Source organism: Nostoc sp. GT001, assembly GCF_030382115.1.
Lineage (GTDB): Bacteria > Cyanobacteriota > Cyanobacteriia > Cyanobacteriales > Nostocaceae > Nostoc.
Genome location: NZ_JAUDRJ010000003.1, coordinates 2,447,645 through 2,472,092, shown reverse-complemented (window position 1 = coordinate 2,472,092; position 24,448 = coordinate 2,447,645). Strand labels below are relative to the sequence as shown.

18 protein-coding genes, 1 pseudogene and 1 CRISPR repeat array are annotated in these 24,448 nt (G+C 42.9%); of the genes and pseudogenes, 9 read left to right on the top strand and 10 right to left on the bottom strand.

Annotated features, from left to right (window positions below; translation table 11 throughout):
- Positions 1–428: 428 nt before the first annotated feature.
- On the top strand, positions 429–680 hold the full coding sequence (locus QUD05_RS13455; protein WP_289796492.1) for a hypothetical protein: 252 nt from the start codon (positions 429–431) through the stop codon (positions 678–680).
- Between the two features lie 269 nt (positions 681–949).
- On the opposite strand, the gene aroF is transcribed toward QUD05_RS13455, so the two are convergent.
- The 5 genes from aroF to QUD05_RS13430 form a co-directional block, all read right to left on the bottom strand.
- The gene (gene aroF, locus QUD05_RS13450) at positions 950–2,008 is read right to left on the bottom strand and encodes a 3-deoxy-7-phosphoheptulonate synthase (protein WP_289796491.1); all 1,059 of its coding nucleotides are present in this window, start codon (positions 2,006–2,008) and stop codon (positions 950–952) included.
- Between the two features lie 285 nt (positions 2,009–2,293).
- Complete coding sequence (locus QUD05_RS13445) at positions 2,294–2,764, bottom strand: PAM68 family protein (protein ID WP_289796490.1); 471 nt, start codon at positions 2,762–2,764, stop codon at positions 2,294–2,296.
- An 11-nt stretch (positions 2,765–2,775) separates the two neighbouring features.
- Positions 2,776–3,045, bottom strand: coding sequence for a 30S ribosomal protein S15 (gene rpsO / locus QUD05_RS13440; protein ID WP_041565894.1), 270 nt, complete (start codon positions 3,043–3,045; stop codon positions 2,776–2,778).
- A gap of 144 nt (positions 3,046–3,189) precedes the next feature.
- Positions 3,190–4,521: direct repeats of the CRISPR family, unit length 37 nt; unit sequence GTTTCAATCCCTAATAGGGATTTTAGTTGATTGCGAT.
- A 355-nt stretch (positions 4,522–4,876) separates the two neighbouring features.
- Positions 4,877–5,200: a hypothetical protein gene (locus QUD05_RS13435; protein WP_194046858.1), complete on the bottom strand. Its 324-nt coding sequence runs from the start codon at positions 5,198–5,200 to the stop codon at positions 4,877–4,879.
- Between the two features lie 179 nt (positions 5,201–5,379).
- Entirely contained in the window at positions 5,380–5,559 is a 180-nt protein-coding gene (locus QUD05_RS13430) for a CAB/ELIP/HLIP family chlorophyll-binding protein (RefSeq protein WP_099103697.1), read from the bottom strand.
- An 82-nt stretch (positions 5,560–5,641) separates the two neighbouring features.
- On the opposite strand from QUD05_RS13430, the gene QUD05_RS13425 reads away from it, so the two are divergent.
- Positions 5,642–5,776 (top strand): hypothetical protein, encoded by a 135-nt coding sequence (locus tag QUD05_RS13425; RefSeq protein WP_289796488.1) that lies wholly within the window; start codon positions 5,642–5,644, stop codon positions 5,774–5,776.
- A gap of 169 nt (positions 5,777–5,945) precedes the next feature.
- On the opposite strand, the gene QUD05_RS13420 is transcribed toward QUD05_RS13425, so the two are convergent.
- Positions 5,946–7,679 (bottom strand): R3H domain-containing nucleic acid-binding protein, encoded by a 1,734-nt coding sequence (locus QUD05_RS13420; protein ID WP_289799958.1) that lies wholly within the window; start codon positions 7,677–7,679, stop codon positions 5,946–5,948.
- 83 nt (positions 7,680–7,762) lie between these two features.
- A complete protein-coding gene (ldpA, locus tag QUD05_RS13415) occupies positions 7,763–8,950 on the bottom strand; it encodes a circadian clock protein LdpA (protein WP_289796487.1) in 1,188 nt (395 codons plus the stop codon).
- Between the two features lie 234 nt (positions 8,951–9,184).
- Between ldpA and QUD05_RS13410 the strand changes: the two genes are divergently transcribed.
- The 3 genes from QUD05_RS13410 (at position 9,185) to QUD05_RS13400 (ending at position 16,037) form a co-directional block, all read left to right on the top strand.
- The gene (locus QUD05_RS13410; protein WP_289796486.1) at positions 9,185–13,915 is read left to right on the top strand and encodes a PAS domain S-box protein; all 4,731 of its coding nucleotides are present in this window, start codon (positions 9,185–9,187) and stop codon (positions 13,913–13,915) included.
- On the top strand, positions 13,912–15,561 hold the full coding sequence (locus QUD05_RS13405; RefSeq protein WP_289796485.1) for a hybrid sensor histidine kinase/response regulator: 1,650 nt from the start codon (positions 13,912–13,914) through the stop codon (positions 15,559–15,561). Before QUD05_RS13410 ends, QUD05_RS13405 begins: the two co-directional genes overlap by 4 nt.
- A gap of 116 nt (positions 15,562–15,677) precedes the next feature.
- Positions 15,678–16,037, top strand: a complete 360-nt coding sequence (locus QUD05_RS13400; protein WP_289799957.1) for a VOC family protein — start codon at positions 15,678–15,680, stop codon at positions 16,035–16,037.
- 216 nt (positions 16,038–16,253) lie between these two features.
- Here the strand turns inward: QUD05_RS13400 and QUD05_RS13395 are convergent, their stop codons facing one another.
- The gene (locus QUD05_RS13395) at positions 16,254–17,447 is read right to left on the bottom strand and encodes a Coenzyme F420 hydrogenase/dehydrogenase, beta subunit C-terminal domain (protein WP_289796484.1); all 1,194 of its coding nucleotides are present in this window, start codon (positions 17,445–17,447) and stop codon (positions 16,254–16,256) included.
- Between the two features lie 211 nt (positions 17,448–17,658).
- Positions 17,659–18,633: a DNA polymerase III subunit delta' gene (locus QUD05_RS13390; RefSeq protein WP_289796483.1), complete on the bottom strand. Its 975-nt coding sequence runs from the start codon at positions 18,631–18,633 to the stop codon at positions 17,659–17,661.
- A gap of 537 nt (positions 18,634–19,170) precedes the next feature.
- Here QUD05_RS13390 and QUD05_RS13385 point away from each other — a divergent pair.
- Positions 19,171–20,733, top strand: coding sequence for a phytoene desaturase family protein (locus QUD05_RS13385; protein WP_289796482.1), 1,563 nt, complete (start codon positions 19,171–19,173; stop codon positions 20,731–20,733).
- Between the two features lie 65 nt (positions 20,734–20,798).
- Here QUD05_RS13385 and QUD05_RS13380 read toward each other — a convergent pair whose 3' ends face one another.
- Positions 20,799–21,212 carry a hypothetical protein gene (locus tag QUD05_RS13380; protein ID WP_190240786.1) on the bottom strand — a complete coding sequence of 138 codons (414 nt, stop codon included), beginning with the start codon at positions 21,210–21,212 and terminating at the stop codon, positions 20,799–20,801.
- Positions 21,213–21,544: 332 nt separating this feature from the next.
- On the opposite strand from QUD05_RS13380, the pseudogene QUD05_RS13375 reads away from it, so the two are divergent.
- The 3 genes and pseudogenes from QUD05_RS13375 to QUD05_RS13365 all read left to right on the top strand — a co-directional run.
- A pseudogene (locus QUD05_RS13375) lies at positions 21,545–22,078 on the top strand (PadR family transcriptional regulator); the annotation flags it as partial.
- A 126-nt stretch (positions 22,079–22,204) separates the two neighbouring features.
- A complete protein-coding gene (locus QUD05_RS13370; RefSeq protein WP_289796481.1) occupies positions 22,205–23,062 on the top strand; it encodes a sugar kinase in 858 nt (285 codons plus the stop codon).
- A gap of 172 nt (positions 23,063–23,234) precedes the next feature.
- Positions 23,235–24,095 carry a 3'(2'),5'-bisphosphate nucleotidase CysQ family protein gene (locus QUD05_RS13365; protein WP_289796479.1) on the top strand — a complete coding sequence of 287 codons (861 nt, stop codon included), beginning with the start codon at positions 23,235–23,237 and terminating at the stop codon, positions 24,093–24,095.
- Positions 24,096–24,448 lie beyond the last annotated feature (353 nt).

Genomic DNA, 24,448 nt, shown 5'->3' with positions numbered 1-24,448 from the left:
ATTTTCTGGGATGGGTGTTTTACCCGTCCCTTTTTTTCTGGTGGCAAAATTTAGTTGCAGTAACCGTATAGCGTTTCCTAATCACATGAGGTACATCTTAGCCCCCTCCTTGCTTGCGGGGAGGGGTTGGGGGTGGGGTTCTTGTACCTCACTCAACCGATAACCGCTATATTGCAGTCAGATAAACACTGCCACAAACATCAAAATCGAAGTTTTCGATATTAGCAGTTCTACCTTCTAAAAATAGTTTTATTCAATAGCGAGTCATGTTTACAATTTTTATCCATGACATTAGTCACGGTTTAACTAATGACCTTTCTCACTAGTGTATAGCTCTTTTAAACCCTAATATTTATTTGTCAAAGAGATTAATATTTGGGCAATTATTCATCTCTTTGATGTCAATTTCATAAAAGGGAAGTTTGCGAATGAGTATTAAAAGAATGCTTGCTAGTGCAGCGCTGATTTTACCAATTGCTGTTACCTTTATTCCTTTTCAAGCCGATGCTCAGATCAGACGACCAGTTAGGCGATCGGCTCCAGTTAGAGTAATCAGAAGACCAGTGCGAGTTAGGGTTCGTACCCCTGTTCAAGCGAGAAGGAGAATAGTGGTTCCTGGACGTTGGGTGCAAACAAATCGTGGTCGCCGCTGGATACCTGCTCGCTCTGTATATAGATAAGAAGTCTTACAATTGCAAAAAATATTGCCCATCAATATTTTTTGCAGATTTCTTTTTTCATAGCTTTAGTTAGTGTTTAAAAATCCCCTTTAGAAATATTCTAAAGGGGAATTATTTCACTTTTACAATAAATAGTTAGGCATAATTAAACATACAAAAAAATCCTAGTTTGTAGTGAGCGATTTATCGCTTCTTCGCATTTATCAGGACTTTAGTCCTGACTACAAACTTTAATTTATTTATGCCTAGCAATAAGTTGCAACTGAATTTTAAGCTAGAGCTACTGCTGGTTGCTGCCAGCGTCCTACCGCTTTACCAATTACTGCCAATTCTTGCATCAAGTTATCGAAACGGTCTGGTGTCAGAGATTGGGGCCCATCGGATAAAGCTTTGGCAGGATTAGGGTGAACCTCTATCATCAGGGAATCTGTGCCAGCTGCGATCGCAGCCATTGCCATTGAAGGCACAAATTCAGACCAACCTACGCCGTGGCTGGGGTCAATCATAATTGGCAGGTGAGTCAGTTTTCGCAACACTGGCACTACCGATAAATCCAGTGTATTTCGTGTATATTGACGGTCAAAGGTGCGTATTCCTCTTTCACACAAAATTACATTGGGATTGCCAGATGCCAGAATATACTCGGCTGCCATCAACCAATCTTCAATAGTCGCTGCCATTCCCCGCTTCAAGAGAACTGGTTTCGGCTGCGCTCCCACTTTTTTGAGCAAGGAGAAATTCTGCATATTTCTTGCTCCCACCTGAATCACATCAGCAACTTCGGCAATTTTATCCAGGTCTGCCGCATCCATCACTTCTGTAATAATCCCAAGTCCGCTGACTTCCCGCGCCCTCGCTAACAAATCCAAAGCACTCTCGCCGTGTCCTTGGAAGGCATAAGGTGAAGTCCGGGGTTTGTATGCCCCTCCGCGCAAAAATGCGGCTCCAGCAGCCTTGACGCGCCGCGCCGTCTCTACAATCATTTCTTCATTTTCTACGGAGCAGGGGCCAGCAACGACTACCAAAGGCTGATGTTCGCCAAATACTACCGCTCCATCAGGAGTATTAACCACCACATCTGACGCTTCGCCGTGGCGGTACTGACGGCTAGCTCGTTTGTAAGGCTGCTCTACCCGTAACACCTGCTCAATCCAGGGGCTAAGTTCCTGAATTTGTAGCGGATCTAAGCTGGCGGTTTCACCTACTAGACCAATAACCACTTTGTGTTGACCTACAATTTTTTCTGGAGTTAGTCCCCAACTGGTTAGTTCCTCATCAATACGGTTTATTTCCGCCTCTGGGGAACCACTTTTCATTACTATAATCATCTGAAAGTTCCTGATTAATTAATTGAGTAAAATTTTCTGTAAATAGGCTAACTTTATTGTTACCTATTAGCCTAATTACAAATAGTTAAAAATAAAATTTGTTTACAAAATGAATAGACAAAATGTAGCGCTCAGTCAGTATTTTTACTGCTAAATAACTACATATTGAGTATCACAAGTATGATGTAATTTTAATTACAATGTTGAAGTGATAAAATTTCAACTTCAACATTAACTTTTTCATTTACCCAATATCACAGTTACTTAATACCTGAGCGCCGTTCATTATAAGTTTTTTTGCCGAGTTTCGCGCCAAGCTGCCACCATTCGTCCCAAATTGGTGTTGAACTCACCCAAACCCAACAAACTTCCGACTTTTTCTTCATCCCAAGAGGCAGAGAGAACGCCATAAGTTATCCCTAAAACCCCCAAACCAAATAATCCCATATTCACCAATAACACGGCGATGGGAGGTAGTCGGATATCAGAGTAGGCAGCAAGCAGATAGCTAGCAACCAAGGCGCTAATGCCCAAAGCTGTTGGTACACCAGAGAACCCAGCTACCCGTCGGATCATCCTCTGGCTGACAACTTGGGGAATTGCCATCTCTTGTTTGGTGTAAACCACTTTTTTATCAGCCTGTTTGACGGATTCTTGGGGCTGTGCTGCTGGTTTACTTTGAGTTTTTGCGGGTTTTTGGCGCTTTTTGTTCGGTTCAAAGGGCAAACGACTGCGTTCAGATTCTTCAGCAGACATAAGCGGTAGTCCTATCCACGAATACCGAGACGAGCAATCAAAGCTTGATATTTTTCACGGCTTTCTTGCGATATGTAAGCTAGAAGACGCTTGCGCTGTCCGATTAGCTTTAACAGTCCCCGCCGAGAAGAATGGTCTTTTTTATTTGCCTGGAGATGTTCGCTGAGGCGGTTAATGCGCTCAGTTAGCATGGCAACTTGGACATCGGCCGAGCCAGTGTCAGTTTCGTGAACTTGGTAGTTGGAGATTATTTCTTGTTTCCGCAGTTGCGTGAGGGCCATGGTCGATTCAGTTTCTAGTTTTTCTAAATGTATGCAGCAGTCTCCTATAATATCACAGCCCTCAAGCTGGATGTGGAATGACCCTTGAAGTAATATTTGTCCTTTTTGATACTAGTTTTTAGAGGATAGCTCTCAGTAGACTTCGTTCCAATCCCTGATAGGGATTTTAGTTGATTGCGATTTAGGAGATAATTATGGGAAGTGCTACAAGTGGCCGTTTCAATCCCTAATAGGGATTTTAGTTGATTGCGATATCTCGCGGATTGTCACTGAGTTTTATAAATGTTTCAATCCCTAATAGGGATTTTAGTTGATTGCGATGCTAGGAGCGCTTGACCAGCACTTACAAGATGGTGGTAGTTTCAATCCCTAATAGGGATTTTAGTTGATTGCGATCCACCTCTAGCAATACTGGAAGTAGCGAAAGTTTTAAGTTTCAATCCCTAATAGGGATTTTAGTTGATTGCGATAACCTTTTCAAGCGTCAATGCGTTTATTGTGCTGTGGTTTCAATCCCTAATAGGGATTTTAGTTGATTGCGATCACTCTTTAATATGTCGGACATATTACAAATCTGTTTCAATCCCTAATAGGGATTTTAGTTGATTGCGATTTAGGTTGTTGCATTATTTTAAATATTTATGTACTCGGGTTTCAATCCCTAATAGGGATTTTAGTTGATTGCGATTTTCTAGTAAATCTAGATTTGCCGCTTTTTCTAATGGTTTCAATCCCTAATAGGGATTTTAGTTGATTGCGATTACACCGTTAATAACACCTTCGTTTAAGAGTTCAATGTTTCAATCCCTAATAGGGATTTTAGTTGATTGCGATGTGTAAGGGTTTAAGGCACTTTTAAGCCTGAAGTTTCAATCCCTAATAGGGATTTTAGTTGATTGCGATCTGAGACTTCCTGCAAGCATCGTTAAGGCTTGTGTGTTTCAATCCCTAATAGGGATTTTAGTTGATTGCGATCGAAGCGGCGAATCTAAAAGCAGGGGCAGCACAGGTGTTTCAATCCCTAATAGGGATTTTAGTTGATTGCGATAAGATCCAGCGCGATCGCTCCCAGAAGATGGGGAAAGTTTCAATCCCTAATAGGGATTTTAGTTGATTGCGATAATGCCAGTTACAATCAAATGATTCTAACTACGTTTCAATCCCTAATAGGGATTTTAGTTGATTGCGATGCAGCGGTGAAGGCGTGGGGTGAAGCTGGCAGTAGTTTCAATCCCTAATAGGGATTTTAGTTGATTGCGATCCAACCGTAGTGTTGTAGCGGGTTCATTTGTAAAGTTTCAATCCCTAATAGGGATTTTAGTTGATTGCGATTGCCAAATTCTCCCCCTCCTTGTATTGTGTACTTAGTTTCAATCCCTAATAGGGATTTTAGTTGATTGCGATCAGTTAAACTAACAACATCACGAAATCCCTGATAAGTTTCAATCCCTAATAGGGATTTTAGTTGATTGCGATCGCAGGTCTCTAAAAGGCTTGTGTTATTTGGTTTTCAAGGTTCAATAGCGCGAATGCAAAAATCATAACATAAGGAGTGGCGATTGTGCTAACTGTAAATAGCTGAAAGTCAGTCTACATAAGGTGCGCGGATGGCTTCAAGATACTAAAGCCGTCAAATCCTTGCATATACGGCAATTCAGCTATTTTTGTATTCACCCCTTTCCCAACACCTATCCATCCGCGCATCTAGCGAAAAAACTAATCTGATTGGAAAGCTGTTTCTGTTTACTTACATATATCCTATTCGATTAGGTCAGCCGACTTTAGGGTGATGCCTACGCTTACGCAATTCCAGCATCCCCATAACTAATCCTTATTTGGCAACGTCTTCAAAATCTGTTATCGCATATGCAAATTCTCTAAAAGCTGTTTTAATTAGAACCTCTTTTGTTCCTCTTTCTAGAGAAGAGTTGCGTATGAGGTCTGTTAATTCTATGAATAACAGAGAAAACATAAAACGATCTTGGCGGTCAACTTGTTTCAAACAAGACGATATAAACTGATAAAGCTCTGTTTTTCTGGGTTTGGTTTGTTCATCCCATATTTGCAAGCCAAGCCGAAAAGTTCTCAAGCGGATTTCATTGGTGTTGAAGGACGCGTCTTTGTAGCGGACTGATACGCGTTGGGGTAGTTCCATGAGTTTTAGCTATACATATTCAACGTAAAGTAATTATTCACTTATATTTTGGCTCAACCGGAAAAATCTGATATTTTGCACCAATGGCAACAGCCGCCAGATGTTAGAAACCAATGACTGGTATGGAATATAGAGAGTTATGTAGGGTAGTACAGCAGTTCTACCCTACGATCGCCAATTTAGAGGATACCCCAGAAATGGAGTAGCCCTTGACCAGAAAAAGCTTCAATCAAAATCGCAGATACAAAACCAATCATTGCAAGACGACCGTTCCAATTTTCACTCTGAGGAGTGAAGCCAAAACGCACAGCATTAGGATCTTCTGAAACAATAGACGCAGAATTCTTAAAATCTGACATGAGCATAACTCCAAGGTTAAAGTGTTGTAGCAGTTGTAACTGTCTGTAAAGTAATGTAACAGATGTTTAACAAAATGCAAGATTGAATGAATTAAGACTTACTCTCTACAAATTCTTTGTCTACGAAACGCTGCGTGATGTTGATGATGGCAGCGAATTGATGCGACAAGATTGGACTATTAGCTTGAGTATAGATAATGATTTTGGCGATTTTTGATGGTTAAAGCGCTTTTCAAATGCATAGATTTTTCTCCTAAGGGACTTCCAAGAAATAAATTATCCATTTTGTGGGGTGGGCAACATGAGCGCCCTAAATCTGGGACGGGTGGGGACACCCATCCCACAAGAAAATTTGGGATATTTTTTTAACTAGAAGTCCCTTAAAGTTACGCCGGATAAATCCGTAATCTTCTATTTGGTTCTTCGCCAAAACTATGCGACTTGAGGCGATAATGTTCTACCAACTCATGTTGCATTTTGCGGACTTGGGGAGAACGCGGCAATAACTCGACTGGCTGTCCTTTAGGAATCACAATTTGCTCAACGGCAAGTCTAGCTTCTTCTAAGGCATCCATCTCATCATCGCTACCATTGTGCAAAAACAATTGTAGTTCTCTATCATCGGCCATCTCTGGGTCGTCGATGTTTAGCAACCGCCGCAAACCACGGGTAATTTGGGGAATGGTGCTGGACTTAATCATGTGGATGGGTACATGACGAGCTTTGGCCATTTGGCGTAATTTGGCGTGGTTTTTGACGTGCGATCGCAGTGCTAAAATGGCATCAGCACTATCTATATCTTTTGTCAATACTACGGGCAAAGTTAGTACGCTAATCACCTGTTCTAGTTGGTGGCGGCTAACCCCATAAGGGTAAACGTGCAATGGCAAATCTTCACCATTGGGCCCTGGCACTCTTGTAGCAGCATCAAAATCAATGCTTTCAGAATAATTGAAGGATTCATCCAGTAAACGGTCAAACTCGCTGCGCCCAGTTACCCGCTCTACAGGCAATTGGGGTAGTGCAACCATTTGTCCAGATGAACGCCAGCCATTAGACGGTCGCGCGGCAGGGAAAGAATCCTCCACTGTTCCTAGCTGTCCACCACGACCGTTGACAACAGCTAACTGACGTGTAACCGCAATTTTGCCGTGGTCATCAACGGTTCTCGTTTGTGGAGTAGGTTGACGCCCCCGCAACAGATTATCTACGGTGTCAGCAACACTTTCGTGTACTGTCCAGCGTTGGCGTTCTAACATTTCCACCGCAATTTCAAAGGTAGGCGGGGCTTTGCGCTCCAAAACGGTCTTTTGAGAGCCTCGCCGTCTGGCTTCATCATCTCCCAAGGTCACAGCTTGGATACCCCCAACTAAATCAGCTAGGGTGGGGTTTTTAATCAGGTTTTCGATCTGATTCCCGTGGGCAGTACCTACCAACTGTACGCCCCGTTCCGCAATGGTACGAGCCGCTAAAGCTTCCAGTTCCGTGCCAATTTCATCAATGACAATGACCTCTGGCATGTGGTTTTCCACTGCCTCAATCATCACCTGATGCTGTTCGTTTGGATGAGCCACTTGCATCCGCCGAGCGCGACCAATGGCGGGGTGGGCAACATCACCATCCCCAGCGATTTCGTTGGAGGTGTCAATAATCACCACTCGCTTATGCAGATCGTCCGCTAAAACACGGGCAATTTCCCGTAAGGCAGTAGTTTTACCCACGCCTGGACGCCCCAGCATGAGAATCGATTTACCAGTTTCTACCAAGTCGCGGATCATGCCAATGGTTCCGAATACGGCTCGACCAACGCGACAGGTCAAGCCAATAATCTTACCAGTGCGGTTGCGAATAGCGCTGATCCGATGCAAAGTTTGCTCAATTCCTGCCCGATTATCTCCGCCAAAGATTCCGACTCGTTGAATGCAATCATCTATTTGTTCTTGAGTAACGGGTACTTCGCTCAAATACTCAGCTTGATTAGGAAAGCGAGCTTCTGGGCGACGACCCAAATCCAAGACCACTTCTACTAAACTATCTCGTTTGGGATGACTCTCTAGTACTTGTTGCAGGTCTTGGGGCAAAATGTCTAATAACTTTTGGAGATCGTCTGTAATCGTCATGCGTTCTATGGTGACGTTTTTAGAGATAGCGAGGACATTTGCGTGCAGGAGAAACCGCCCTGGGGATTTTTCCAAACGAGCAATTAACGCTCCTGCTGTGACTTGATCTGGGAAACGAGAGAATGGGCAAGTTCTACAGCTTGCCAAAGCAATACTTCATCTTCTTCTAGGCGAACAGTCGCCTTCATATTGGTGTTACTTACCTCCTTATTCTCTAACTGTTCGAGAATTGGTGACAGCAGTACGCGGGCGTAGCTACCGTAGGCGACCCCGGCGATGGAGGCGGAGGGGCAGAGGGGCAGAGGGGCAGAGGGACAGAGGGGCAGAGGGGCAGAAAATTCTCGCTTCTCCCCTGCTCCCCTGCTCCCCTGCTCCCCTGCTCTTTTCAGCAGTCCCATTGCCTTTAACTTAGCAACAGTATACTTATTTGTGCCGCCTGCTAACTGCACATATCCCGGTAACTTAGCTGCCAAAACTTTTTGCCCTAATTTCACCGCAGCTATTGTGGTGCCATCGCCAATATCACCACTCATCGGACGACCATCGGTTTGCCAAATTAAAGCACTTTTGAGTGGGGCAATCAGGTTATACAGCGCTCTCAAGTAGTCAATCATCCCTTCGCCATCAGGACAGCTGATTGCTAGTAACTTTAGTTGATCGGCCCACGGTGAAATTGCTTGCCACAATCGCTCAAATTCTGCCAACCGCCCGACTTGTGTATGGATTTCTACGGCATCTACTCCCGTTGACATTACCAATGGCGCGATCGCTCTCGGCGTTGTCACGTATGAAGCTGTATAAATTATACCATAAGGACAAATTGGTATGCAACGACCGCAGCCATAACACTTTTCGGATACTACTCCTGAAAAATCTTCTTTGATACTGTCAAACACGATCGCTTGTGCTGGACAAATCTGTTCACAGGGTCTAGGGCAGTCTGTAGGACACTCATGAGGATTAAATTCTGCTTTGCGAAAATGGGGGTCTTCTCCATCATTTAGGCTGACCATCAAAAAAGGTAAATTGCCTTTGTAGTCAAAGCCTCGCTTTTGGGCATCCTTAGCCATAGATTTGGCTGCTTGTAGCCCTGATTGCGCTGCTGCAATTACTGCTGGGTCAGCTGCAACATCTATGCAGTCAGCGCCCGCCAAAGTATAGGCTAACGTTAAACTTCTGACTGCTAACAAATGCTGGAAGCTGGCTCCGCAGATCAGCTTGAACCAGTCACCTTGTTTGAGAGATTGTAAAGGGGCGAACAGATCAGTCACTATTCTATTATGCGTTTATACGACTAAAAATAGTAGTCCGCGATCGAGAAAAAGTCCGAATTTGCTGATTTAGGGTTTATCGAGTTAGGAGTTAGGGAGTTAGGAGTTTGGAGTTTGGAGTTTGGAGTTTGGAGTTTGGAGTTTGGAGTTTGGAGTTTGGAGTTTGGAGTTTTGTTGATCTCCCCCTGCTCCCCTATCTCCCCACTCCCGCAGCTGTCTTAGGAGGCCGACAACATGACAACTGTATTTTTTGTAGAAGACTCTGCTGAAGATAGAGCTTTGTATCGACGCTTCTTAGAGCGGGACGATCGCTACACTTATGATATTTATGAATTTGAGTCTGGAAATAAGGCCTTACAAGCTTGTCAAGCAAAAATACCAGATGTGATTTTGTTGGACTATCGATTACCAGATTTAGACGGGCTGGAATTTCTCACTCAGCTACAGAGGCAAACTTATAACAACCAAACTTCAGTAATTATATTGACTGGACAGGGAGACGAAACGATCGCAGTCCAAGCGATCAAGAGTGGGGCGCAAGATTATCTAGTCAAGGGAAAATTGACCTCTGATAATTTACGTCGAGCGGTTCATGGGGCGTTCGAGCAGATGCAGCTAATGCGGCAGCTAAAACAACAACAGGAAAAACAAAAGTTAGTAGGAGCGATCGCTCTTAATATTCGCCAATCGTTGAAGCTTGAAGATATCCTTGCCACGAGTGTTCAAGAAGTCCGCCAATTACTGGGTGCCGATCGAGTACTGCTGTATCAATTTACGCCACAAATGCGGGGTAACATCGTCGCGGAGTCGGTATTACCCCAATGGACACCAATCTTAGGACTGGAGATTGAAGATACCTGTTTTCAGGAAAATCAGGGAGGAAAATATCGCCGAGGAAAAATTTGGGCAGCCACAAACATCTACGAAGCAGGTTTAAGTGATTGCCATATTCAACTTTTGGAACAGTTTCAGGTGAAGGCGAATTTAGTTGTCCCGATTTTGTTAGAGAGCAAGGAGACTCAAACAGTTGAACTTTGGGGACTATTTATAGCACATCAATGTTCTGCCCCGCGACAATGGCAAAAATTTGAGGTGGAATTGCTCAAGCAACTGACGGTGCAACTAGCGATCGCTATCCAACAAGCCGAACTCTACCACAATCTCCAAACCCTCAACACCGAGTTAGAAGCCAAAGTAAAGGAGCGCACTGCCAAGTTGCACCAAAGCGATCGCCGTTTTTGCGCCATCTTCAATAACACTTTCCAGTTCATAGGACTGCTAACGCCAGATGGCATTTTACTGGAGGCGAACCAGACGGCGCTAAATTTTGCCGGACTGAAGCTTAAAAATGTTATCAATCGCCCTTTTTGGGAAGCACACTGGTGGACGATTTCACCGCAAACTCAAGCAGAATTAAAACAAGCGATCGCTCGTGCAGCTCAAGGAGAGTTTATCCGCTATGAAGTTGATGTTCTCGGTGCAAATAATCAGGTAGCAACAATCGATTTTTCACTCCGTCCGGTTTTAAACGAGACAGGTCAAGTTGTTTTGTTGATTCCAGAAGGGCGAGATATTACCGAACTCAAACAGGCTAAAGAAAAACTCCAACAAAGTGAAGCACTGCTAGCCACTACTCAACAAATCGCCCATGTAGGCAGTTGGGAATTGAATTTAGAAACCAAAAAGCGCTCCTGGTCAATGGAAACCTTTCGCATCTCTGGTCTAAATCCCACTCAAGGCGAACCCGACCAAGCGGAATTTCTCCAAATAATTCATCCCGATGATCGCGCCTTGGTCAAGGCCCAACTCGAAAAGATGATGTCTACCAAGGGCAACGCCTACGCCCCAATAACACCTTTCAATCTTGAGTATCGAATTATCCGACCTGATGGTTCGGTGCGGTACGTTGAGTCGAAAGCAGAGATAGCTTATGACGCTCAAGGGCAGCCATTTAAGCTATTGGGAGCGGTTATAGATATTACAGAACGCAAACAAACCGAGTTAGAAATCATCCGTAGTCGTGACCTGCTAGAAGCTGTTTATAACGAATCCGCTGATGCACTTTTTTTGGTAGATGTCAAAACATTACTGATCGCTGACTGTAACGATCGAGCAGTGGAGCTATTTGCAGCCTCTAGTAAAGCCGAATTAATTAACATTAAAGGTAACACTCTGCAAAAACAACCGTTCACTTCCGATGAGATTGCCACCTTTATGGAAGAAATTAACCAGCAAGGGTTTTGGAGTCGAGAAGTTGAATACATGACTAAGCAGGGCAATTTATTTTGGGGAAGCATCGCAGCCAAACAAATTACGGTCGCTGGTACTGTGATGCAACTAGTACGAATCACGGATATTACTGCCCGGAAGTATGGTGAACAAGAGCAGCAACGGGCAGAAATAGCTCTCCGAGAAAGCGAGGAACGACTACAATTAGCCCTTGAGGCTTCTGGGGATGGTTTGTGGGACTGGAATATTTTGACTGGAGAGGTGTATTACAGCCCTCGCTATTTAGAAATGCTGGGATACCGCTTTGACGAACTCCCACAGAATTTCAGTACTTGGAAGCGATTAGCTCATCCAGACGATCTACCTTGGGTGGAGAAAATCTTAACAGATCACCTCAAGGATAGTTCAACACCGTACAAATTTGACTATCGACTCCAAACTAAGTCAGGCGAATGCAAATGGATTGCCAACTACGGCAAGGTTGTGATGCGAGATGTAAATGGTGATCCTCTGCGAATGACTGGTACTCATCGGGATATCAGCGAGCAACAAGCTGCGCTACGCGAACACAAACAAGCCGAAGCAGCCTTAGCCAAAAGTGAAGAACAACTGAGACTAACGTTGGAATTTAATCACATCGGTCTTTGGGACTGGAATGTTCAAACAGGCGAAGTTATCTGGAACGACAACCATTATCGTTTGTTAGGTTTAGAGCCAGAAATATCAGCAGCCAGCTATCAATTATGGCGCGATCGCGTGCATCCAGAGGATGTTGACCGAATCGAACAGGCTGTATCAAATGCACTGGCACAACATATTAATTTTCAAGGTGAATATCGAGTGATTTTTCCCGATGGCAGGGTTCACTGGCTCACGGGGAAAGGACGTGGCGTTTACAACGAAGCAGGCGAATCTGTACGGATGCTGGGAGTAATTATTGATATAAGTGAACGGAAACAAGCAGAAGCAGCTTTGCAAGAAAGTGAAGCCCGATTCCAGGCATTTATGAACAACAGCCCAGTGCTAGCTTGGATAACTGATACAGATGGGCGTGTACTTTACTTAAATCAAACATACCTGCGGACATTTAAATTACTACCCGAACAGGTGATTGGGCAATCTATTTCTGACCTCTACCCAGATGAAATTGCTCGGCAGCATTTCGATCACATTCGCACAGTCATAGAGACAAATCAGGTAATTGAGGCAATTGAGGTTGCTCCTCGACCAGACGGTTCCCTTGGTGAGTTCTTGGTATACAAATTCCCGATTCTCGGATTGTCTGCCCAAAAGCTAGTGGGTAGGGTGGCAATTGACATCACAGAACGCAAGATTCTAGAGCGAGAACTAGCTCACAAGCAAAAGTTATTGGATACCTTCATCAATAATGCGCCTGTTGGGATAACCATTCTCGATCAGGAACTGCGTTATTCATTGATTAATGAAGCATTAGCAGAAATTAATGGCATTCCCGCAGCAGAGCATATTGGCAAGACAACGTGGGAGATTGTCCCTGATATAGCACGGAACCAAGATCAAGCCTTTCGACAGGTCTTAACAACGGGTGAACCGATTCTGGATTTGGAAGTCAGGGGAGAAACCCCAAAATTTCCGGGTGTAATTAGGACTTGGCTAGCTTCCTATTTTCCAATTCAGTCTGAAGCTGATGAACCTATGAGCATGGGCATTGTAGTAGTTGAAATCAGCGATCGCAAACGCGCTGAACAAATGTTAGAGTTACAGGCAGTTATTACCCGCAACATGGCTGAGGGAATTTGCCTAGTTCGTGCTACAGATGGCGTGTTTGTCTACGCCAATCCTAAATTCTACCAGATGTTTGGCTATGAGCCTGGTGAATTAATCGGTCAGCATGTGTCAATTGTCAACTACGGTGATAAGCATCATACACCTAAAGATGTTAGTCAGGCGATTTGTGCTGCTATTTTGGAACACCGTGAAGCAATTTATGAAGTCCACAATATTAAAAAAGATGGCACTCCATTCTGGTGTAGCGCTACCGCTTCCGTTTTTGAACATCCTGAGTATGGAAGCGTCCTTGTGGCTATCCAACAAGATATCACCGAGCAAAAGCAAGCGGAGGAAAAAATCAAAGCCTCTCTAAAAGAAAAAGAGGTATTACTCAAAGAAATTCATCATCGTGTTAAGAACAATTTAGGAATTGTCAGCAGTTTGCTACAAATGCAATGCAGACGAACACAAGATCCTGTGGTAACAGCTATTTTGCGCGATAGCCAAAACCGCATTGCTTCTATTGCCCTAGTTCATGAAAAACTATACCGTTCTGAAGACCTCGCTGATATTGATTTCGCTCAATACATTCCAGATTTAACAACTCATTTATTTGATTCCTATAATGTCAGTTCCAGCCAGATTAAACTAAATATTCAAGTTGATAATGCTAGCCTAGACATCGAAACCGCCATTCCTTGCGGCTTAATTATCAATGAACTAGTTTCCAATGCATTGAAATACGCCTTTGTTGGTAATATTGAGGGCAAAATTGAGGTTAAGTTTTATCAAGAATCCGAATCTACTTTGACACTCATTATTAGAGATAATGGTGTTGGCTTACCTGAAAACTTTGATAGTAAGAAAACTAAGACAATAGGCATAACACTTGTCCAGGGTTTAGTCAAGCAGCTAAGAGGAAAACTTGAAATTGACTCTCAACAGGGAACAGAGTTCAAAATTACTTTTACAAACAGCCGGACATGAACATAATTGACATCTCATCAAACACGCAGACAAAAGAGACAGTTCGAGTCCTTGTTGTTGAAGATGAATATATCCTTGCTATCAACTTACAAGAAACTTTAGAGTCTTTAGGATATGTTGTTTTAGATATTGCCGATTCTGCCGAAGAAGCAATTGCAAAAGCAACGGAATTACGCCCAAACTTGATTTTGATGGATATCAGGTTACGGGGTGAAATGGACGGCATCCAGGCAGCGGAGCAAATTTGGCATCATTTGCAGATTCCGATTATCTACGTCACCGGGCACTCTGATAAAAGCACTGTCGAACGAGCAACTCTGACATCCCCCTTTGGATATATTCTCAAACCCATTAAAGAACAAGAACTTTACGTTGCCATTCAAAGCGCCTTAAATCGCTACGATCGCGATCAATTTTTAAGTTCTGTGCTTCGAGGAATGGGCGATGGGGTAATTGTAGTTGATACTGAATTAAATATTAAATACATCAATCAGGTAGCTGAAACCCTAACAGGGTGGCAATGGAATGAAGCTAAAGACAAGACGTTAACTGAAGTTATCAAAATCATTGATGAACAAACTCAGCTACCGATAGAAAATCCAATCATCGCAGCCCTCCAACAAGAAACTACTATATATTTAGGCGGTGGCGTCCTACTAGTTGCTAGAGACGGGATAACTATACCAATAGCTGATAGCGCTACTCCCCTGAGAAATAGCAGTGGTGTAATTACAGGAGCCGTATTTGTTTTGCGAGATGACACGCAACGACGATTAACCGAAGAACGTAATCTCGCAGCTGAACGTGCCCAACAACTAGAAATTCGTGTGGCAGAACTTCAACGCCTGAACCAATTAAAAGAGGATTTTCTGGCAACCACTTCTCATGAAATGCGAACGCCCTTGTCAAACATCAAAATGGCAATCTCTGTGCTAGAAAATATTCTCGATCAACAGGGTATCTTAAATTCAAACACACTTTCTCCATCTGAATCTGTAGCCCGCTATTTAGGTATTGTGCGCGAACAGTGCGAACAAGAACTGGATTTGGTAGACAATTTGCTGCATCTACGAATGATTGATGCAGATGTCTATCCATTGGAATTAACATCAATTCAACTCCAAAACTGGCTGCCTCACATTGCCGAGTATTTTCAAGAACGCGCTAAAGCTAGAGAACAGTCTTTGCAAGTTAGTGTTTCTCCAAATTTACCACCTTTAGTTTCAGACTTGGCTAGCCTGACTGAAATTGTCTCAGAATTACTCAACAATGCTTGTAAATACACTCCGCCTGATGGACAGATTGTGTTAAAAGTTCAGCTAATTTATATCACAAAAAGTCCGAGCTATGAGGATGCTAAATCAGGTGTATTACATAATTTTCAAGTTCCTTATTTTCAAATCACAATTAGCAATTCTGGGGTGATAATTCTGAAAAAAGAACAATCTCGAATTTTTGAGCCGTTTTACCGGATTCCTGAAAACGATGCCTACGGCAACCCGAAACGGGAACGCTGGCAACAGAGCGGCACAGGATTAGGTTTAACATTAGTTAAGAAGTTAATAGAATATCTCCAAGGCACGATTGAAGTTACCAGTTCTCAGGGCTGGACAACGTTTACAGTTCAACTGCCTTTAAGTTTGTAATGGTATTTGTCATTTGTCATTAGACGTTGGTTATTAATGCTTCCTGCCACCCTCACCTTCCGAAAAAGTTCAAACTACGCCAAAATCTAAATAAACGCGATCGCATCTTACCGACAATGCAGATTACCCAAAGTCTCCATACAGCGATTCTTGTGACTGACTTAGAACGCTCTGAATATTTTTATGGCAAAGTATTGGGATTATCCAAAATAGATCGTTCCCTAAACTACCCTGGTGCATGGTATCAAGTCGGTGACTATCAAATTCACCTGATAGTTGCAACCAATGTCCCCACGGAAAACCCAAACGAAAAATGGGGACGTAATCCCCATGTCGCCTTCACAGTAATTGACTTAGACGCCGCCAAACAGGAATTTCTCAATCATAATTATCCCATTCAAGCTAGCGCCTCTGGTCGCGCTGCCCTGTTCACTCAAGACCCAGATGGGAATGTTATCGAGTTGAGTCAGCAGTAGACCTTTTGCAAAAGTGCTTTTTGCAAGAGAGGGGAAAAGGGTAAAGGTTAAAGGGGAAAGGGAAAATAACAAACCTTTCCCCTGCCCCTTATCCCGACAAATGCCAAGAAGTCTAGTGAGGAGTGAAGAAGGGAATAGGGTACAGGTTACAGGGTACAAATTATTTTCTATCACCTTTCCCCTTTCCCCTTTCCCCTTTCCCCTTTCCCCTTTCCCCTATTCTGGTAATTTATATTGTCCAACAATACGCTTGGCAAACTCTGGAACGTGCGCTTCTAATTTCTCTGGATGATTGCGCTTCACATATAAATAATTCCGAGTAAAGTGAGAATCAATGGAAAATCGCGCATATTCTAGACCCTTGGGGCCGATTTTTTCGATTACCACACCCATCAGTTTTGCTGCCCACATCGGCAGAGTTACGCCTTTATCGTAAGCGGGAATACTTTGTTGTACGGCTTCTTTCCGGTTGCCTTTAGACGTTACTGGTTGGGTATCTAACTGGTCTTTCACTAAATCCAGCATTTCCTTACCAGTATCATTTCTAACTACAATCCATTGCCAACCGAAGGGTGCGCCCATGTAACCAACAACTAAGTCGGCTAGGGAGTTGACGTAATCAAAGCAACTCATACAGGATGGGGCAAAGACATCTTTGAGTTTGTTGGTCTTCAAGCCAAAGAAAGGCACTGTTTCTGATGATCCATCTTCATGTTTGAAGTGAACCCGAAAGTCTTGCATAAATTCGTAATGCACAACTGTGTCAGGCGATCGGCTGGTGGTTTCTAAGAATTTTTGCAATCCGGCGCGGTTAACGTTATCTACGCAGGGCGTACCTAAAACATACAGCTTTTCTAAACCAAGTTGTTTTTCTACGGCTCGTAATGCCTGGATTTGGCAACCAACACCAATTACCAACAGCCGCTTCATCCCCGATTTTTCCACCTGTTCTAATATGGAAAGGTTTGGAGAAAGGGTTGGTTTATTTACCCGCGCTGCTAGTATTTCTTCTGGGGTACGGGCGATGACGGGCATGGGTTGAAAGCGGTCTTCTTTGGTGTTTTGCACGCAGACGACACCTTCAACTAAGCCGCGATTAAGCATTTCAATGGCAATGCTGCTCACAATACCTGTCCATTGTGCGCCTTCGATGGGCTGCTGTTTCTTCGCAGCTATCATGTCTTGATGAACACCAAAGTAGAGTTCATCGGGGTTTTCCAGATGGCGCGATCGCGTGTGTGTTTCAACTTCTAGTTCGCCTATTTGCTGATTAATAAAAGCGCAAGCTTCCTTGACATAGTGAATATAGTATGTATCGCATAGTCCGCACTCGCTACAGAGTTCCTTTGCAGGGCGGCGGCTGGTAGGTTTTAAGGCTCTGGCTTTTTTGTGAGGAGAAACTGAGGTCATATAAACTTTTTGTTTTATCCAGGAATCGCTTTTATTACAATACCTTCACTCGCTATGAACTTGACGATAGACGATGAAGAAGACATNTGTAATATTTTGAAACGCAGAGGGACGCAAAGTAACGCAGAGTTTTGNCCTAATTTATTTCGCTACGAATTAATNNNNTATTGTACTGAGACTTTGATGAGGAACTATAGAAATACAATCTTACTCAGCGATGAGTAGGAGAAATAGAATTTGATTTTTGATACACAGATAAAAGCAGACATTCCCAAACTAGCCGTGGTTGAGCGTAAGCAAGCAAGTATTTTCGAGATTGTTCTAGCTGGTTAATGATACTAGGTTGATGCCATTGCTGCCAGTAAAATTGCTGAAGATAATCAACTAACCACAGTTGCGCTTCTGTATCTAAATCCTTATCAATTTTTTTGGCTAACTCTAAGGCGTTACGGTAAGATTTAGGCGCTTTTTTCAAGTCTTCGAGTAACTCACGGGGAATTGCTTGTAATTGTTCATAAGATGCGATCGCACTTCCAGCACTACCAGCTGCTATGCTCAATACTGCCTGATTTTGTAAAATTTCCTGATGGCCTGTTTGTGTGAGTACAACAGCCAAAGACTCTGCATTTAAGCGATAAAAAGGAATACGTTGACAGCGTGATACCAAAGTCGGCAACACAGATTCAGGTGTCGGTGCAATTAAAATTAATGTCGCCTGTCCCGGTTCTTCCAAGGTTTTAAGTAAAGCATTCGCTGCGGCTTCTGCCATTGTTTGCGCTTCTTCCAGCACTACCACATTCCTCGGCGCTTCCAAAGGCGGACGACCTAAAAACTCGGTAATTTCCCGAATTTGCTCTAGTCTAATTACAGGTGGTGCTTTACGCTTGAGTCCTTTTTCGGCTGCTTCTGCTGCTGTTAATCGTTGTCCCTGGTATTGGTATGTTGGTTGCACCCACAATAAAGCTGGATGGTTCCCTTGACGCAAACGGTTTTGCAAAGATGCAGTGACTTCCATGCCACTAGAAAATAGCAATTCCACAAAGCATCTGGCTGCTAAACTCCTGCCTACACCATCTGGCCCCACAAATAAGTAGGCTGGAGGAACCCGGTTTTGTCTGACAGCCTGAGTGAGTAATTCTACAGCTTGCTGTTGTCCGATAACTGGTGCAAATGGATCGTTAGTCATTAATTATTAGTTAGGAGTTAGGAGTTAGGAATTAGGAGTTATTATTTTTTATTTGCTTCTCTATATAGTTTTAGCTAATTAATACTTTAGTAAGTTTTTATGAAGAAAAGCAACCATTTTCAAACAAGTTTTGATAGTTTAAATAAAATTAATACATAAAGGATAAAAAGCAAGGGCTTAAAGTCTTAAATTATCGCCTGCTAACTATCTGCAAGCTTCAACAGGGATTTTAAGCTAGGTTTTTTTGCGGTTACTTTAAATTAAATCAGTGAACACTTAACATCCTTCAGGGCATCTAAATGTTAGTGAAGTTGTTGGCAAAATTGCCGCAGCTAAATATCAGAATATTTTGTGAAGGTGCAATTATTACTATCAGCGATAAAAATATTTGCACCTTCTCTCGAAGGGTTTCTCTAGCAATTTTCATTGAATGAAAACTGCTAGCTGAAGAAGCGCTGAGTATTTTGGCATTTCTACTGGTAAAAACAGCGATAAAAGACCATAACACCGAAATCAAGATTGCCAAAGGAGACTGAGATGGAAATCTTCGATTATGTGATACTGGGAGCCGGATTGGGCGGACTTTCGGCCGCAGCCTGTTTAACTCGACAAGGTTATCGGGTAGCAGTTCTAGAACAACATTATTTACCTGGTGGATGTTGTCACACCTTTGATTACGGGGAATATAGTTTTTGTGCTGACGTACATTACATTTCTCAATGTGGTTCTGGTCAGACTATAGGTAAATTTCTCGACTATCTTAATCAAGATGTACCCCTTAATAGCCTCGATCCTGACTGTATCGATCGAGTTATTACACCAGAGGCAGATTTCAAAATTCCTTTGGGATGGGAAAGTTTGCGATCGCGTTTACTCTCCACATTTCCAGAAGAAGCTAATGCTATTAACCGTTACTGCAATGAAATTCAGCAACTCCACCAAGAAATTCGCAGCCTAGTGCAGGAAGTACACTGGTTCGATCGGAAGTTGTCTGACTGGTTAAAATTACCAAAATATTTGAATTTATTTTTAAAGCGCAATTGGACTCTACAAGATTTGTATAACCACGTCGGGTTATCGCCTAAACTACAAGCATTGTTGGCAGGACAAAGTGGCGACTATGCACTACCACCAGAAGAAATTGCGCTACTCACGCACACTTCCCTAACTTGGGACTACTCAGAAGGTGCTTATTATCCTAAACATCACTTCAAACACTTTGTTAACACCATTGCAAACGTCATTACCGCAGGTGGAGGTGTAATCAAATACTCAACTCCGGTAAGCCATATTCAAGTTAGCAACCATAATGTCCATAGTGTCATTGCCGATGGTATAAGCTATTGTGCCAACAAAGCTTATATCAGCGACCTCGACCCCAAATTAACAGTGGAGTTGATGCATGATTCTGAAGCTTTGAGTCACAAAGAGCATCAACGTCTAACCAGTTACGAATACTCAGCCAGTGCTTTCAATATCTACTTGGGTTTAGATAGCCGTTTCGATCCTCAACGTTATGGCATCGGTAATTGGAATATTTGGTATTATCCCACAGGCGACCTGAATAGAGAATATCAACAACAATTGGCAGGTAACTTCAGTCATCCGTGGATTTTCCTCTCTTGTCCAACGATGAAATCTAGCGAACCAGGGATGGGGCCAAAAGGACATCACGTTTTAGAGATTGCGACTGTCTGTTCTTATAAACCATTTGAAAATCTGCACAAAACTAATCCAAAAGCCTATAAAGCCAAAAAGCGAGAAGTTTATCAGCAGATGATGACAAGTGTGCGAGATTTGATTCCAGATGTGGACAACTACGCCCGGATGAAAGTTTACGGCACACCTACCACCAGCGAATTTTATCTAGGACAGCCGCAGGGTAATATTTACGGTGCGAAATTAATTCCCAAACAGGTTGGTTTAAATCGTTTGGGATATACGACAGAGTTATCTAACCTGTTTTTCGTCGGAGCAAGTGCCGGATATCCGAGTGTACCAGGTGTGATTGGGAATGGGATGGATGTTGTAGAACTGCTAACAGGGAAATCGGTATGGCATAAAGCTGAAATACCTCAGCCTTTGGTGGCAGTTAGTTGATGAGTGCCCAAGTGCTGAGTACGATTCTTACTTTTGTACTCAGCACTGTTTGGGTAAATTAGCAATCAAACCTTAGACGTGAGGAATCTGGATATCTCCGCGTGTGCCAACACAGCACCAGGTTCGCGCTGGAGAGCGTTGTAATACTTTCTCTCGAAGGTATTACCCGTCTCTAACGGTACAATAAGTGTACGGACATCAGCAATCAATTTTTGGAAATCGTCCAGTAATATCGGTTCGTCTGCTTGGAGCATTTCATCAACTTGCACAACCATCTCAGAAATGCGATGTAGCCAAGCAAATTGTTCGTGAGCGATGACTAGCTGAAGAAGTTCTCCACTTGATACTCGTCCACTAATCTGTTCGTAGGCAATGCGTTCTGTCTCCAGCAACATCTTGTGAAGGTCGAGTAATTTGTTTCGTAAATCACGCAGATATTGATGCTGACGTATTCTTTGTGTAAGTGTGTTAGAAGTCAATGTTACTTATCCTCTCGTTACAATAGTCTTCAATGGCTTAAATAATTTCTAAGCATTGAGAATTGGGCATTGGGATTAGGGAAGAGGTGACAGGTAACAGGTGATAGGGATCTGTACCCTGTTACCTTTAACCTATTCCCTTCTTCTCCTCCATACCCTTGTGAATGGAGTTTTTTATGTATTTGGTTTCCTTGCTAAGAAGCATTATAATGAGCATGTCTTTTATAAACGTCATGTCTTATATTTGATTAATCATATATTAACATAAAATTATAAGAGCTACATAGTGTAGAACCGAGCGAGAAAGTATCAATTATGGGAAAACCATCTTCATGTCGCTAGCAAATGTAATTTTAGGTCTTCTTCAGCAGCAAGAAATGACGGGCTACGACCTCAAAACGACCTGCTTCGATCAATGCATTGCCCATTTATGGCCAGCAGATCAGGCACAAATTTACAGAACTCTCGATAAGCTAGTTGAGCAAGGCTGGATTACCTGTAACATTGAGATTCAACACGATCGCCCCAACCGCAAAGTCTACAGTGTGACGGAGCCAGGGAAAGCCGAATTTAGCCGATGGCTAGGGATTCATCAGCCCTTACCGACTATCAGAGAACCTTTACTCGTGCAGTTGCATTTTGCAGATCAGTTATCGAATGAAACCATCATTCACCTACTAGAGCAACAATTGGCGGCTCGAAGCAAAAAGCTGGCTGAATGTGAAACCATCGATTTACCATCACTGAGTGATGAATCTGCCAACCGAAAGCAGGTGATGCAAAGGCTGGTGCTGGAGTTGGTAATCCAAAGAGAAGAGACTTATATTGATTGGTTGAAGACAGCAATCGAAGTTGTCAGTCGCCAAGAGCCATATCCATTTCCCAAGAAAGAATTCAGGAGTCAGGAAGTCACTGAGCGACTTGCCTTGAGCGAAGTCGAAAGGAGTCGAAGCGAGCCAGAATTCAGAATTGAATTTTGAACGAAAGAGCAGATGAATCGTGGATTATTTGTAGGTTTAGTAACTTTAGATTTGATTTACCTTGCTGACTCTGCCCCTAAGAATAATCAAAAGATTGTCGCTACTGACTATACTGTAGCGGCAGGGGGGCCAGCAACAAACGCGGCTGTAACTTTCAATTATTTGGCAAATCAGGCTATTGTCTTAGGTGTAGTAGGTTCTCACCCAATGACGCAGCTCATTCGAGATGACTTGGCAAATTATAAAGTTGCGATCGCAGACCTTGAGCCTATCACTGATTTAGTACCGCCTGTATCTTCGATTATTGTCACTCAAGCTACAGGTGAACGCGCTGTGGTTTCGATCAATGCTGTCAAAACTCAAGCTAGCAGCGCCTCTATCCCGCCAGATATTTTGCAGAATGTCGATATAGTACTGATTGATGGACATCAGATGGCGGTTGGTGATTCCATCGTTCAAATGGCTAAAGCCAAGAATATCCCAGTGGTAATCGATGGTGGTAGTTGGAAGCCGGGATTTGAGCAAATTCTACCATTTGTAGATTATGCAATCTGTTCAGCTAATTTTTATCCCCCCAACTGCCAAAGTGGAGAAGACGTTTTTAGCTATCTCAGTGGATTTGACATTCCTCACATCGCCATTACCCACGGACAAGAACCAATTGAATACTTGAGTGGCACTAAAACTGGTATCGTAGATGTGCCGCAGATTCAAGCAGTTGATACGTTAGGGGCTGGAGATATTTTCCACGGTGCTTTTTGTCATTACATTTTAAGGGAAAGCTTTACTGATGCACTGGCACTAGCAGCTAATATTGCTGCTGATTCCTGTAAATTTTTTGGTACTCGGCGCTGGATGGATTTAAGATAATTCGTAATACTTCGGCTCCCTTCTCTACGAGAGGCTGCGCCAACGGCTTCGCGGTAGTTGAGCGTAGTCGAAACTCAGGGCAAGACGCTCAGTACAAGTTCGTAATTAGTTAAACTAAGTATCGCTGTGCGTCCCTAATCACGTTATGCATATTTTTAGATAGGCCAAATTAATGAAAGATTTACAAGAAATATTAGCGATCGCTCGTGAGGTAGGTTGGGGCGCAGCAGAGATACTGCGATCGTATTACGACGGCACAGCAAAAGACCCTAACTTAGAAATTCAATATAAACAAAATGAGCCTGTCACCGTTGCCGATGTAGCTGTGAGTCAATACATTTTGCAGAGGCTACAAGCAACTTTGGGTAACGAAGATTTTGCTTACATCAGCGAAGAAACTTATCAATCGTCAAGTAGTGGTAGAAAGGCTTCTGCCCCTTGGGTATGGATAATTGACCCTTTGGATGGCACACGAGATTTTATCGAAAAAACTGGAGACTATGCAGTTCACATTGCTTTAGTCAAGGAAACACGCCCAGTGTTGGCAGTGGTGGCAGTACCAGAGGCTCAAAAGTTATATTACGCTACCAAAGGCGGGGGTACATTTGTAGAAACCCGTGATGGTTCTGTTTCTTTACAAGTGTCTTCAGGTAAACGAATTGAGGATTTAACCTTAGTCGTTAGTCGCTCTCACCGCAACCAACGGTTAGATCATCTGCTACAAAATTTACCCTGTCAAAATCAGAAATCTGTGGGTAGTGTAGGCTGCAAAATCGCCACTATTGTTGAGCAACAGGCAGATATCTACATTTCTCTTTCCGGCAAGTCTGCGCCCAAAGATTGGGATATAGCCGCTCCAGAATTGATTTTAACAGAAGTAGGTGGTCAGTTTACTCACTTCGATGGCACGCCGTTGCAGTATAACACTGGTGATATCAATCAATGGGGAGGTTTGCTAGCTAGTAATGGTGAATATCACGAAGTACTGTGTAAGAAAGCAGAATGTATCTTAGCGCAATTTGACCATAGCTAATAGTGCATTTGAGAATGAATATTTTTTAAATTTCTTTTAAGATAGTTAATCATGGTATGATTAGCACAATCACCGAAATCTTTACTCTTTAGTCCACAGCTTAATTTTCAAAACACTAAATACCTAGGCGATCGCAAGTTAATTACGATTTCCGATTAAAAGTGTAACTTTAATATAGTACAAGCAAAAAAAGCCAGTCTTTAGAAAGTCTGCAAACCGTCTTTAAAGGTTTGATTTGTGAATAAAATTCACTATCAGGCAATATTCAAAGGCTGAAGGCTGTGCTACACTCATGGACATAAAGATTATTTTCGGTTGAGTAACTCGTTTTGATTTCTAAAAACCGTCTCTCC

Excerpts from the sequence above, each read along its gene's own strand:
- QUD05_RS13455 (WP_289796492.1), top strand. The coding sequence starts at position 429 with ATGAGTATTAAAAGAATGCTTGCTAGTGCAGCGCTGATTTTACCAATT.
- aroF (WP_289796491.1), bottom strand. The coding sequence starts at position 2,008 with ATGATTATAGTAATGAAAAGTGGTTCCCCAGAGGCGGAAATAAACCGT.
- QUD05_RS13445 (WP_289796490.1), bottom strand. The coding sequence starts at position 2,764 with ATGTCTGCTGAAGAATCTGAACGCAGTCGTTTGCCCTTTGAACCGAAC.
- rpsO (WP_041565894.1), bottom strand. The coding sequence starts at position 3,045 with ATGGCCCTCACGCAACTGCGGAAACAAGAAATAATCTCCAACTACCAA.
- QUD05_RS13435 (WP_194046858.1), bottom strand. The coding sequence starts at position 5,200 with ATGGAACTACCCCAACGCGTATCAGTCCGCTACAAAGACGCGTCCTTC.
- QUD05_RS13430 (WP_099103697.1), bottom strand. The coding sequence starts at position 5,559 with ATGTCAGATTTTAAGAATTCTGCGTCTATTGTTTCAGAAGATCCTAAT.
- QUD05_RS13420 (WP_289799958.1), bottom strand. The coding sequence starts at position 7,679 with ATGACGATTACAGACGATCTCCAAAAGTTATTAGACATTTTGCCCCAA.
- QUD05_RS13410 (WP_289796486.1), top strand. The coding sequence starts at position 9,185 with ATGACAACTGTATTTTTTGTAGAAGACTCTGCTGAAGATAGAGCTTTG.
- QUD05_RS13405 (WP_289796485.1), top strand. The coding sequence starts at position 13,912 with ATGAACATAATTGACATCTCATCAAACACGCAGACAAAAGAGACAGTT.
- QUD05_RS13400 (WP_289799957.1), top strand. The coding sequence starts at position 15,678 with ATGCAGATTACCCAAAGTCTCCATACAGCGATTCTTGTGACTGACTTA.
- QUD05_RS13395 (WP_289796484.1), bottom strand. The coding sequence starts at position 17,447 with ATGACCTCAGTTTCTCCTCACAAAAAAGCCAGAGCCTTAAAACCTACC.
- QUD05_RS13390 (WP_289796483.1), bottom strand. The coding sequence starts at position 18,633 with ATGACTAACGATCCATTTGCACCAGTTATCGGACAACAGCAAGCTGTA.
- QUD05_RS13385 (WP_289796482.1), top strand. The coding sequence starts at position 19,171 with ATGGAAATCTTCGATTATGTGATACTGGGAGCCGGATTGGGCGGACTT.
- QUD05_RS13370 (WP_289796481.1), top strand. The coding sequence starts at position 22,205 with ATGAATCGTGGATTATTTGTAGGTTTAGTAACTTTAGATTTGATTTAC.
- QUD05_RS13365 (WP_289796479.1), top strand. The coding sequence starts at position 23,235 with ATGAAAGATTTACAAGAAATATTAGCGATCGCTCGTGAGGTAGGTTGG.